The 11,414-nt window shown below is 65.4% G+C and carries 12 protein-coding genes; 3 read left to right on the plus strand and 9 right to left on the minus strand.

What is annotated here, in order from left to right; genetic code table 11:
• On the minus strand, nucleotides 1–830 hold an 830-nt coding region (locus WB461_RS05230; RefSeq protein ID WP_423851662.1), incomplete at its 3' end, for a glycosyltransferase.
• A 79-nt stretch (nucleotides 831–909) separates the two neighbouring features.
• On the opposite strand from WB461_RS05230, the gene WB461_RS05235 reads away from it, so the two are divergent.
• Together WB461_RS05235 and WB461_RS05240 are read left to right on the plus strand one after the other, a co-directional pair.
• Nucleotides 910–1,647, plus strand: a complete 738-nt coding sequence (locus tag WB461_RS05235) for an SDR family oxidoreductase (RefSeq protein ID WP_423851663.1) — start codon at nucleotides 910–912, stop codon at nucleotides 1,645–1,647.
• Nucleotides 1,648–1,743: 96 nt separating this feature from the next.
• Entirely contained in the window at nucleotides 1,744–3,438 is a 1,695-nt protein-coding gene (locus WB461_RS05240) for a BCCT family transporter (RefSeq protein ID WP_423851664.1), read from the plus strand.
• Nucleotides 3,439–3,503: 65 nt separating this feature from the next.
• On the opposite strand, the gene WB461_RS05245 is transcribed toward WB461_RS05240, so the two are convergent.
• Together WB461_RS05245 and WB461_RS05250 are read right to left on the minus strand one after the other, a co-directional pair.
• Entirely contained in the window at nucleotides 3,504–5,051 is a 1,548-nt protein-coding gene (locus tag WB461_RS05245; RefSeq protein ID WP_423851665.1) for a DHA2 family efflux MFS transporter permease subunit, read from the minus strand.
• On the minus strand, nucleotides 5,051–5,518 hold the full coding sequence (locus tag WB461_RS05250; protein ID WP_423851666.1) for a MarR family winged helix-turn-helix transcriptional regulator: 468 nt from the start codon (nucleotides 5,516–5,518) through the stop codon (nucleotides 5,051–5,053). Before WB461_RS05250 ends, WB461_RS05245 begins: the two co-directional genes overlap by 1 nt.
• Nucleotides 5,519–5,678: 160 nt before the next feature.
• Between WB461_RS05250 and typA the strand changes: the two genes are divergently transcribed.
• Nucleotides 5,679–7,544 carry a translational GTPase TypA gene (typA, locus tag WB461_RS05255; protein WP_423851667.1) on the plus strand — a complete coding sequence of 622 codons (1,866 nt, stop codon included), beginning with the start codon at nucleotides 5,679–5,681 and terminating at the stop codon, nucleotides 7,542–7,544.
• Between the two features lie 85 nt (nucleotides 7,545–7,629).
• On the opposite strand, the gene WB461_RS05260 is transcribed toward typA, so the two are convergent.
• The 6 genes from WB461_RS05260 to WB461_RS05285 form a co-directional block, all read right to left on the minus strand.
• Nucleotides 7,630–8,574 carry a hypothetical protein gene (locus WB461_RS05260; protein WP_423851668.1) on the minus strand — a complete coding sequence of 315 codons (945 nt, stop codon included), beginning with the start codon at nucleotides 8,572–8,574 and terminating at the stop codon, nucleotides 7,630–7,632.
• Between the two features lie 172 nt (nucleotides 8,575–8,746).
• Nucleotides 8,747–9,370 (minus strand): alpha-ketoglutarate-dependent dioxygenase AlkB, encoded by a 624-nt coding sequence (locus tag WB461_RS05265; protein WP_423851669.1) that lies wholly within the window; start codon nucleotides 9,368–9,370, stop codon nucleotides 8,747–8,749.
• Between the two features lie 81 nt (nucleotides 9,371–9,451).
• A complete protein-coding gene (locus WB461_RS05270) occupies nucleotides 9,452–9,715 on the minus strand; it encodes a DUF2516 family protein (protein WP_423851670.1) in 264 nt (87 codons plus the stop codon).
• A 71-nt stretch (nucleotides 9,716–9,786) separates the two neighbouring features.
• Entirely contained in the window at nucleotides 9,787–10,281 is a 495-nt protein-coding gene (locus WB461_RS05275; protein ID WP_423851671.1) for a hypothetical protein, read from the minus strand.
• Nucleotides 10,278–10,688, minus strand: coding sequence for a helix-turn-helix domain-containing protein (locus WB461_RS05280; RefSeq protein WP_423851672.1), 411 nt, complete (start codon nucleotides 10,686–10,688; stop codon nucleotides 10,278–10,280). Before WB461_RS05280 ends, WB461_RS05275 begins: the two co-directional genes overlap by 4 nt.
• Before the next feature lie 74 nt (nucleotides 10,689–10,762).
• Nucleotides 10,763–11,414 (minus strand): asparaginase (locus tag WB461_RS05285; RefSeq protein ID WP_423851673.1); only part of this gene is annotated, 652 nt, incomplete at its 5' end.

An 11,414-nucleotide genomic window follows, 5' to 3' on the forward strand; every position in this document is an offset into this window, starting at 1 on the left:
GCCGTTGGCTGATCCAGCCCGGCTCCGGAGGCGCCTCCGACAATGGCCACGACCAGTCGCTCACGCAACGAAGGATCACGCTCGAGCAGGACCGCGGCGGCACGCAGCACGATGTCGGGGGCCTTGAGCGGCTGGATGCGGCCCGCGAACAGGAGCAACGCGGCATCGTCGGCAATCCCCAGATCTGCGCGCGCGGCCGACTGGTCGGTGGTGCGGAAGACCTCGAGGTCGACACCCGGGTGCACGACCGCGACCCGAGCTGGCTCCGCGTCGTACATCTCGACCAGCTCGCGCCGCTCCTCCGTCGTGTTGGCGATCAGTCGGTCGGCGAGTCTGACGATCTCCTCCTCGCCGTAGATGCGTCCGATCGGTTCAGCAGTGTCACCATCGGCCAGCAGGGCGTTCTTGACCTTCGCCATGGTGTGCATCGTGTGGACCAGCGGGACGTTCCAGCGCTCGCGAGCGACGGTGCCCACCTGCCCGGACAGCCAGTAATGCGAATGGACGAGATCGAAGTGCCCCGGATCCCGTTCGACCTCCACCCGCAGGACGTCCCGGACGAATGAGCACAGCTGCGAAGGGAGATCGTTCTTCTCCAGCCCCTCGAACGGCCCCGCGGCGACGTGATGGACGCGTATCCCTGGCTGGACCTCGACGACCTGCGACTGGTGACGGGACGTCGCGCGGGTGAAGATCTCCACCTCGATCCCGCGGGACGCGAGCTGTCGGGACAGCTCGAGGACGTACACATTCATCCCCCCGGCATCGCCGTCGCCCGGCTGCTCGAGCGGTGACGTGTGCGCGGAGAGCATCGCGATTCGCTTGAGCATCGGTCAGCCCACCTTTCGGATCCATCGTCTCACCCGGCTCCCAGCCTGCACTTCCCTGCCCGTCTGGCACGATGACGGCATGGTCACCGCCGTCGTCACCGGAGCAAGCAGCGGGATCGGCGCTGCCGCTGCGCGCGCCCTCAGCCTTGCTGGATACCACGTGTTCTGCGTTGCGCGTCGCACCCAGCACATCGAAACCCTGGCTGCCGAGATCGGTGGCACGGCCGTGACCTGCGACGTCACGGACGAGGCCCAGGTCGCTGCTCTGGCGGAAGCAGTCGGGCCGAAGCTCGACCTGCTGCTCAACAATGCCGGCGGCGCCATCGGTACAGATCCGGTTGCCACCAGCAGTGCCGACGACTGGCGACGCATGTACGAGGTCAACGTCATCGGTACGTTGCTGGTGACTCGAGCGCTGCTGCCCGCACTCGTCGCGAGCGGGGCTGGAACCCTGGTCAACCTGGGCTCCACTGCGGGGCGCACCGCCTACGAAGGTGGTGGCGGCTACACCGCGGCGAAGCACGGTGTGGCCGTGATGACCGAGACGCTGCGTCTGGAGCTCAACGGCCAGCCAGTCCGTGTGACCGAGATTGCACCGGGCATGGTGCGCACCGACGAGTTCTCCCTCAATCGCTTCGGCGGGGACGCGGACAAGGCCGCTTCGATCTACGCCGGAGTTCGCGAGCCGCTGGTGGCCGAGGACATCGCCGACGCGATCGTGTGGGTCGCGACGCGCCCGCAGCACGTCAACGTCGACCTGATGGTGCTCAAGCCGATTGCCCAGGCCGCCCAGCACAAGGTGGACCGCTCCGGATAACTGTCGGAACCCTGACGGTGGCCGTACGATTTGACCTAGCGGATCGTCTCGGGAAACGTGGACCACCCACTCTTCTCCCCCTGTGAGGTCATACCCATGGCAAACGACACACACGGCAACAAGGAACGAGCATCTTGGCGTTCCGAGATCGCGCCCGGGGTGTTCTTCCCCGCCCTCTCGATTCTGGGACTCGTCGTCCTGATCAGCATCCTGTTCCCCGATGCGACCGGTGACGCACTGGGCTCCATGCAGAAGAACGTCATCGGCGACATCGGCTGGTACTACACCCTGACCGTCACCGGATTCGTCGTCTTCGCCCTGTGGATGGGCATCGGTCGCTTCGGCGACATCAAGCTCGGCAAGGACGACGACGAAGCCGAGTTCAGCCTCCGGGCCTGGTTCGGGATGCTGTTCGCAGCCGGCATGGGCATCGGCCTGGTGTTCTGGGGCGCTGCCGAGCCGCTCACGTTCTTCACCAACCCCAAGCCCGGCGTCTCCGGGACCGATGCCCAGCTGTCCCAGAAGGCGATGTCGCAGGTGTTCCTGCACTGGGGTCTGCACGCCTGGGCCATCTACGTCGTCGTCGGCCTCTCCATGGCCTACGCGATTCACCGCAAGGGCCGGCCGGTCTCCATTCGTTGGGCGCTCGAGCCGCTGCTGGGTGACCGGGTCAAGGGCCGGCTCGGTGACGTGATCGACGTCGTCGCCATCGTGGGCACCGTCGCCGGTGTCGCCACGTCGTTGGGGCTCGGCGTACAGCAGATCACCGCCGGCTTCGTCCACCTCGGCCTGATCGACGAGAGCACCAACACGATCCGCATCATCCTGATCGCCATCATCACCAGCATCGCTGTGGTCTCGGTGATCAGCGGCCTGGGCAAGGGCATCAAGTGGCTCTCGAATGCCAACCTGGGACTCGCCGCACTCCTGCTCGTGCTGGTGCTCATCCTCGGCCCGACGCTGTTCCTGCTTCGCAGCTTCGTGCAGAACCTGGGCGGCTACGCCGCCGACATCGTCCCGCTGAGCTTCAACACCAGCGCGTTCGCCGGCAAGGACGGCATCGAGTGGCAAGGCGCCTGGACGACTTTCTACTGGGGCTGGTGGATGTCGTGGGCTCCGTTCGTCGGCGTCTTCATCGCCCGCATCTCCAAGGGCCGCACGATCCGTGAGTTCGTCGCGGGCGTGCTGCTCGTCCCCACCCTCGTCTCAGCGCTGTGGTTCTCGGTGCTCGGCGGTGCCGCGATCCTGCGGCAGATGAATGTCGGCGATCTGGTCGGCTCCGACGGCTCGGTGACCAGCGAGAACGTGCTGTTCGATCTGCTCGGCACCCTGCCGGGCGGGTCGATCCTGTCCGGACTGGCGATCCTCCTCGTGACGATCTTCTTCGTGACGTCGTCCGACAGCGGCTCCCTCGTGGTCGACATGTTGGCCTCCGGTGGAGACCCGGAGCCACCAACCTGGAGCCGCGTCCTGTGGGCCGTCATCGAGGGCAGCGTGGCGATTGCGCTGATGTTGGCCGGCGGACTGGCAGCCCTGCAGACCGGGGCGATCCTCACCGCGGTGCCATTCAGCATCATCATGATCGCGATGTGCTTCGCGACCTATCGCGCGCTCAAGACCGAGCGCAACGAGATCGTGCGCCTGGCCCGTCGCTCGCGCGAACGAGAGATGGCAACAGAGGTCGGCGAGTCTGTCAAGGACGATCTGGTAGGCAACTTCGATGACCACTTCGGTGGTCCGGTGGACGAGCGGATCGATCGCGCCCTGGAGGAACAGTCCAAACCGACCTGATCCATCCATCCAGACGAAGGGGCCCCACCGGACATCCGGCGGGGCCCCTTCGTTGCTCGGGTCGATCAGTGCATCATGGTCGGCGGCACGACTGCGTCGTCCTCGAGGTGGTTCTGCTGCGATCTACGGGGCAGGAACGATGCCGGGATCACGGTGAGGATCACCAGACCCCACGCCACCCAGAACGTCGAGCCGAACGCACTCGCCGCCTGATCGAAGCCCCGGGCGATGTTGCTTGCCCCGATCCTGTCGAGGATCGACGGATCCTTGACCGAGCCGATCGCCGCATTAGCGAACTCGCCGTCACCGAGGTGGTTGGTCAGGATGACCGACATCACCGCGACGCCCACCGAGCTGGCGATCTGCTGCGAGATGTTGAGCAGCGTCGATCCACGGGCGACCTGGTGATTCGTCAGTGTCTTCAGCGCCGACGTGAACAGCGGCATCATCGTCGCGCCCATCCCCATGCCCATCACGAACAGCGCTGGCTCGAGGATCCAGTAGGACGTGTTGCCGTCGATCTGGGTCAGCGGGAACATGCCGATGATGATGAGGGTCAGACCGACCGGGACGATTCGCCCGACCGGGATCTTGTCGACCAGCGAACCGGCGATCGGCATCGTGACGATGGCACCGAGCCCCTGCGCAACCATGAGCCAGCCCGCGGCCGTCGTGGACTCGCCACGGATCTGCTGGAAGTAGGTCGGAACGAGCAGCAGCCCGCCGAAGAAGGCCGCGGCGAACAGGAACATCGTGATGATGGAGAACGTCAGGTTGCGATCCTTGAACAGCCTCAGGTCCAGCAGCGGGTGCTCGGGCCGGAAGGCGTGGAACACGAAGGCCACGATCAGCAAGACGCCGATCAGCACGCTGACCCACACCTTGGGCGCCCCGAAGTCTCCATTCTCCCCGGGGAGCGAGGAGATTCCGAACAGGAAAGCCGCGAGCCCGGGGGAGAGCAACGCCATGCCGAAGAAGTCGAACGACTCCGAGGGAACGGGCGCGTCCGTGGGCAGGACGAACCACGAGTAGACGATCGCTGCGATGCCGAGCGGCAGGTTGATCAGGAAGATCCAGTGCCACGAGGCCTGATCGATCAGGACGCCGCCGATGATCGGTCCAGCGATCGGTCCGAGCATCATCGGAATGCCGAGAATCGCCATCACCCGACCCATTCGGTGCGGACCGGCGGCCCGAGTCATGATCGTCATGCCCAGAGGCATCAGCATGCCGCCACCGAGACCTTGCAGGACTCGGAAGATGATCAGCATGTTGATGTCGGTCGCCATGGCACACAGCGCGGAGCCAAGCGTGAACAACGCGATCGCCGTGATGTACAGCCGTTTGGTGCCGAACCGGTCAGCAGCCCAGCCGGTCATCGGGATCACGGTGGCAAGCGCGAGGGTGTAGGCCGTCACGGTCCACGCGACGAGCGAGTACTTCAGCTCGCCGTTGCCGTCGGCAAAGACACGTTGAAAGGTCGGCAGCGCGACGTTGACAACCGTGATGTCGAGGATCGACATGATGGCACCGAGGACAACCACGCCGGCCACCTTGAGCACGGCGGCATCGATCTCGTCGGGAAGTTCTTCGTGTTGGGTCGGTGCAGTCATCAGCAGTTCTCCTCGTCGATGCGCCGGCGCAGGGTGGTGCCGGCCAAGATGTCACTGAGCGCGCGATGCAGGTTGTCGCGCTGGTCCGCGGGCAGGTCTGCCGCGAAGGTTCTGATCGACGCCCGCTTGGAGTCGATGTGTTGCTGGCTGAGCTTCTCGCCGGCAGGAGTGAGCGAGACGAGCTTGACTCGGCGGTCGTCAGAGCTCTCCCGGCGCTCGACGAGGTCGAGCTTGAGCAGATTCTCGACATTGCGCCCGGTCGCGGCGTCAGACAGGCCGAGCGTCGTGGCGATCGTGTGGATCGGCATCGGCCCTCCTTTCTTGGCCAGCAGGAACAGGGTGCGGGCCTGCGAGAAGGACAGGTCGAGCTCGATCAGTGCGTCCATGCCATCGGACTCCGCGAGGCTCATCAGACGCATGACGAAGTCTTCGAGGGAGCCGAAGAGCTCGTCGGGAGAAATGGTCACCGAAGAATCATAACCATGTTGCAATCTTTGTCCAAATGGAATGTTTGCGCAGGCGCAACGACTGCTCCGTCATCGCGATTCGTCTTGGAGGCACCGGTCCACGTAGAATGGGAAGGCTCCGAGTTCATCGAGCATTCCCCACGCTGAGGACAGTTTTCGCATGCCCCTACGCTCCGACCTGCGCAACGTCGCAATCGTCGCCCACGTCGACCACGGCAAGACCACTTTGGTCGACGCCATGCTCCAGCAGCAGGGCAACTACGACGAGCATCACCAGCTCGCCGAACGTGCCATGGATTCCGGCGATCTCGAGCGCGAGAAGGGCATCACGATTCTCGCCAAGAACACCGCGGTCCGCTACAACGGTCCCGGCGCCCCTGACGGCGGCGTGACGATCAACATCATCGACACGCCCGGGCACGCCGACTTCGGTGGCGAGGTCGAGCGTGGACTCTCGATGGTCGACGCAGTCATCTTGCTGGTCGACGCCTCGGAGGGCCCTCTCCCCCAGACTCGCTTCGTGCTGCGCAAGGCGCTTGCTGCGCAGATGCCGGTCGTCCTGGTGGTCAACAAGGTCGACCGACCCGACTCTCGCATCGCCGAGGTCGTCGACGAGACATACGAGCTGTTCCTCGACCTGCTCGAGGACGGCGCCAGCCAGGACGCCCTCGACTTCCCTGTCGTCTACGCCTCGGCACGCGCCGGGCGTGCGTCGCTGACTCAGCCCGATGACGGTGGGATGCCGGACAGCGACAACCTGATCCCGTTGTTCCAGACCATCATGGACGCCGTTCCGGCCCCGGAGTACACCGAGGGCGCGCCGCTGCAGGCTCATGTGACCAACCTGGACGCGTCCCCCTTCCTCGGCCGCCTCGCCCTGGTCCGCGTCTTCGAAGGCACCCTCAAGAAGGGCGCCCAGGTTGCGTGGATGAAGCATGACGGCACGGTCGAGAAGGTCAAGATCACCGAGCTGCTGGTGACCAAGGAGCTCGAGCGGGTTCCAGGTGAGAGCGCCGGCCCCGGAGACATCGTGGCAATCGCCGGCATTCCCGACATCACGATCGGCGAGACGCTGGCCGATGCCGAGAACCCCGTCGCGCTGCCGCTCATCACCGTCGACCAGCCCGCCATCTCGATGACGATCGGTACCAACACCTCGCCGCTGGCCGGACGCGAGAAGGGCACCAAGGTCACGGCCCGACTGGTCAAGGACCGGCTCGACCGCGAGCTCATCGGCAACGTGTCGCTCAAGGTGCTCGAGACAGAGCGTCCCGACGCCTGGGAGGTCCAGGGGCGTGGCGAGCTGGCGCTGGCGATCCTCGTCGAGCAGATGCGCCGTGAGGGATACGAGCTGACCGTAGGCAAGCCGCAGGTCGTGACCCGTGAGGTCGACGGCAAGGTGCACGAGCCGATGGAGCGTCTGACGATCGACGCGCCCGAGGAGTACCTCGGAGCGATCACGCAGCTCCTCGCTGTCCGTCGCGGCCGCATGGAGCAGATGATCAACCACGGCACCGGCTGGGTCCGGATGGAGTTCATCGTCCCGGCGCGAGGCCTGATCGGCTTCCGCACCGAGTTCCTGACCGACACCCGCGGCACCGGCATCGCGCACCAGACGTTCGAGAAGTACGAGCCGTGGGCCGGCGAGATCTCGACCCGGCCCTCCGGTTCGCTCGTCTCCGATCGTGCGGGCGCAGCGACGTCGTACGCGATGACCAACATCCAGGAGCGCGGCACGCTGTTCATCGAGCCTGCGACCGAGGTCTACGAGGGCATGATCGTAGGCGAGAACTCCCGCGCCGACGACATGGACATCAACATCGTCCGCGAGAAGAAGCAGACCAACGTCCGGTCAAACGCCGACGAGTTTGAAAAGCTCGTGCCGCCCCGCAAGCTGTCGCTCGAGCAGTCGCTGGAGTTCTGCCGCGAGGACGAGTGCGTCGAGGTCACCCCGGCCAACGTCCGGATCCGCAAGATCATCCTCGACGCGACCGTGCGCAACCGCGCAAACCGCTCCAAGAAGTAAACCCACCCAAGGCGGTGGCTCAGCCACCTATCCCTGCGCAGCGAGGTGTCTGGGCCACCCATCCGAACTTGGATAGGTGGCCCAATCACCTGCTCCTGCGTACGCTGCGCGGGATGGGCGCGGTCAGGGAGTCCCATCGATCCCCGAAGACCGGCGCGGGGCCGTTGTAGCCCAGGGCGCGCAGGCGGTGGTGGACCTGGGTCACCATGACTCGGGGCCTGCTGAGCATCTCGTTGGTGATCTGCAGGTACTCGACAGCGTTGTTCCTGAAGGACGCGTACCGGTGGATGTCGCGATTGAACTGACGCGGGCTCTCCGCATGCTGGCGCCCCTCGTACTCCAGTACCAGCATCACGCAACGCACCAGCAGGTCGCCGATGCCAAGCAGTTCGCCGTCGACCATCATCGGGACATTGACCTCGGGCCGTGGAAGGCCCGCGAACTCCAGCCGGATCCTGACCTCGGACTCCTTCACTGACATCGCGCCACCGTCAAGGACCGGGAGAATCCGCCGGACCTGTCGAGCCCCCGGCCGCCAGTGCTGCGCCCGCGACAGCTCCGCGACCTCGCCGAGCGTCATGTGCCGCCGGTGCAGCAGCCAGTCGCCGACAACGACGGCATCGAGCACTGTCGCGGTCGCACAGAACTGGACGAAAGCGGCGGCCGGCGTCACCCCCACCTCATCCAGCGGAGGCAGCGCAGCAGTTCGGTGGAGGAACGCGTCGTCCATTGCCAGGTGGAGGTCGCCAACGACGGTGAAGCGGACCGGCCAGATCTCGCCGATGTCCAGGCCCAGCGCTTGGATGCGCGAGACGTGACTGAGATGAGCGCACTCCGGCATGGCCAAGGTAGCCGCGGTTATCCAGTCCGATCCGGTCATCTCGTGATCCCGCAGGATGTAGACCTGCGGGAAGAGCCGCAGCAGGAACCCGCCTTCCAGCTGTCGTGATGTCACGCCCATGTCCAGCGCCTCGCGACGGGAGAACGGCCTGTCCCGCAGCGACTCGGGAATACGTGGTCGGGGTGCCATCCCTCAACTTCAGCGATCGAACGACTGGTGCAGGCGACACCCTCAGGCGCCTGTGGATCGCCCGCACCCCGCTGCTCGCTGTGGACCGGTGCGTCAGCCACCTTTCGGCTATCGGAAAGGTGGCGGAGACACCGCCGCGGGCGGGGATGGGTGGCTCAGACACCGCTCAGGGTTAGAGGACGTTGCGGGGTCGGAACTGGACGCTGATGCGGGGACCGACAGGCTTGGACGTCTTGAGAATCGCGTGGTCCCACGTGCGCTGGCACGAGCCGCCCATCACCACGAGATCACCGTGGCCGAGGGAAAACCCGATCTGCTCGCCGCCGTCGCGCGGACGCAGCGAGAGCCGACGGGCCGCCCCGAGCGAGATGATCGCGACCATGGTGTCGGCCGAGCGTCCGCGGCCGATTCGATCGCCATGCCACGCGACGCTGTCCCGACCGTCGCGGTAGTAACAAAGCCCGGCCGTCGCGAAGCGCTCCCCAAGCTCGCCCTGATAGTGATCACCCAGGCGCTCACGGGCCTCATCCAGCAGCGGATCGGGCAGCGTCGCGTCGCTGTCGTAATGGCACAGCAGCCTCGGGACATCCACGACCCGCTCGTACATCTCCCGGCTCTCTGCTCGCCACGGCACCTCGGTCTGCAGGCGAAGGAACAGATCGTCCGACCCTGTCACCCAGCCGGGCATGACGTCGACCCAGGCGCCACCTTTGAGGACGGTTCGCCGCAGCGCCAGATCGCCGAGGTCAGCCGGACGACCCGCGTCGAGCAGGGAGCCTTGGAAGTAGTCCTCCATCCGGCGAGCATACGACACATCGAACACATGTTCTAGCCTGGCGGGTTGCACCGTTGCGTTCGAGGGTCGACGACAAGAGGATCAGTGCTGGGAGCCGCGCACCTGCGCCAGGTAGACCAGCGCGGCCACGGTACCGAGCAGATTGAGCAGGCTCAACGGCGACCACCACAAGAGGTGCGCCAGCACCGCGAGCACCAACAGGATGATCCAGGTCTGTTTCGGCAGCGTGTCCAGGGAGCCGAACTGCACCGACGGCCGGGCGACGCAGTCGACCAGGGCGAAGCCTTTGGCGGCGAACAGCGCGATCGACAAGATGACCATCACGTTGCTCTGGATATCGAACATGTTGGAAGGTTATCGGGCAGCAAAAGAGGCGAGCTCCCGACCGGGAGCCCGCCTCTTTCGTGGGTGAGGAATCAGGCCTTGGTGGCCGGAGCCTTCTTGGCAGCCGGAGCCTTCTTGGCCGGAGCCTTCTTGGCAGCCGGAGCCTTCTTGGCCGGGGCCTTCTTGGCAGCCGGAGCCTTCTTGGCCGGCTCAGGCGTCTTCTTGACGGTCGTGTCGACCTTCTCGGCAGCCTTGCGAGCCGTGGTCGGAGCCTTCGACGTCACCTTGGTGACGGTGTTCTTGGCGTCCGTGACGAGCTGCTCGGCGCGCTTCTGCGCCTCGTCAGCAAAGCTCTTGGCCTGCTTGGTGTAGTCCTCGACGCTGTCGTTGGCCTGCGCGACGAGCTTCTCGCTGCGCTTGGCCAGATCGGCGTACGTGGAGGACGCGGTGTCCAGAGCGGTCTGCGCGAAGCCCTGGGCCTGCTTCTGCAGGTCGGACACGTCGAGCTTCTTCAGCGTGTCCTGAAGTGCCTTGACGTCGTCGACGATGGACTTAACCTGGGCGTTGATCGTATCGGTGATGCTCATATTTCCTCCTGGTTGGCTTCGGTCACTGTTGCGGCCAGCTCGGTGTCCGATGCTTCGTCGGTGCCGACGAAGGAGCGATAGATATCGAGCAGCGCAGTCTTCTGACGCTCCGTGAGACGGGGGTCGAGGGCTATGGCGTCCTCGACCATCCGCGCTCCGCTCTCGTCGGCATCGAGGATGCCGGCACGAACGTAGAGCGACTCGGCGGAGATTCGCAGCGCCTTGGCGATCTGCTGCAGAACCTCTGCCGAAGGTCGGCGCAGACCTCGCTCGATCTGGCTGAGATACGGATTGGAAACATCCGTGAGCTCGGCCAGCTGTCGAAGCGACATCTGTGCCTGACCTCGCTGCTCACGCAGGTAGTCGCCGAGTCCCTCGACGGTCTTCTGCATGCTCAACTTGGCCATGCCTCCAGTCTGCTTGCAAAAGTTAGCAAATGCAAGCAAGAACGTTAGCGACTTGGGTCACATTCCGCTGGATGTCAGAAGGTCAGCCGTAGTTCGCCGACAGGACGGCCACCACCCAGGACCTGCGGCCTGTCCCGAAGCACCGGCGCGTCCAGCCCGGCCAGCTCGAGGACACGCCCCATCACGGCGTAGAGCGGGCGTTCCGCACCGTCCTCGATCTTGACCGCGAACGCCGAACCGTCAGGCAGCGCCGTCGCGTAGACGCTCTCTGCACCCGACTTCGCGATGAGCCCCGGGAAAGCAAGCATCAGGTCGCGCTCCTCGCGGGTCGTCCCGCTGACGTACTCGGGATGCGCCGTCATGGCGCTGACCAGACGCGCACCGTCGCTTCCGGCCGGACTCTGGGCGATTCGCCCGAATGCCCGTGCGAGCTGCTGAACAGGGGTCGCCAAAAGCGGCGCGCCGCACCCATCGACACCAACCGCCGACGGTGGCCCGTCGGTCAGCTCGATGAAGGTTGCGGCGATCTCCCGTTGCAACGGGTGATCCGCGTCGAGGTAGTTGGTCGTGGGCCAGTCTCGGGTGACACAGGTCAGCAGCATGGCGGCGTGCTTACCAGAGCAGTCCATGCAGATCGCGGCCCGCCGCCCGCCAGCGCGCAGGTAGTCGGCGTGCGTGTGCGGATCGAGTGGGTACGACGGGGGCGTCTGGAGAGCAGTTTCGTCC

Source organism: Aeromicrobium sp., assembly GCF_049587115.1.
Classification (GTDB): Bacteria; Actinomycetota; Actinomycetes; order Propionibacteriales; family Nocardioidaceae; genus Aeromicrobium.

Excerpts from the sequence above, each read along its gene's own strand:
- WB461_RS05275 (WP_423851671.1), bottom strand. The coding sequence starts at position 10,281 with ATGAGCATCACCGATACGATCAACGCCCAGGTTAAGTCCATCGTCGAC.
- WB461_RS05270 (WP_423851670.1), bottom strand. The coding sequence starts at position 9,715 with ATGTTCGATATCCAGAGCAACGTGATGGTCATCTTGTCGATCGCGCTG.
- WB461_RS05235 (WP_423851663.1), top strand. The coding sequence starts at position 910 with ATGGTCACCGCCGTCGTCACCGGAGCAAGCAGCGGGATCGGCGCTGCC.
- WB461_RS05265 (WP_423851669.1), bottom strand. The coding sequence starts at position 9,370 with ATGGAGGACTACTTCCAAGGCTCCCTGCTCGACGCGGGTCGTCCGGCT.
- WB461_RS05260 (WP_423851668.1), bottom strand. The coding sequence starts at position 8,574 with ATGGCACCCCGACCACGTATTCCCGAGTCGCTGCGGGACAGGCCGTTC.
- WB461_RS05245 (WP_423851665.1), bottom strand. The coding sequence starts at position 5,051 with ATGACTGCACCGACCCAACACGAAGAACTTCCCGACGAGATCGATGCC.
- WB461_RS05280 (WP_423851672.1), bottom strand. The coding sequence starts at position 10,688 with ATGGCCAAGTTGAGCATGCAGAAGACCGTCGAGGGACTCGGCGACTAC.
- WB461_RS05240 (WP_423851664.1), top strand. The coding sequence starts at position 1,744 with ATGGCAAACGACACACACGGCAACAAGGAACGAGCATCTTGGCGTTCC.
- typA (WP_423851667.1), top strand. The coding sequence starts at position 5,679 with ATGCCCCTACGCTCCGACCTGCGCAACGTCGCAATCGTCGCCCACGTC.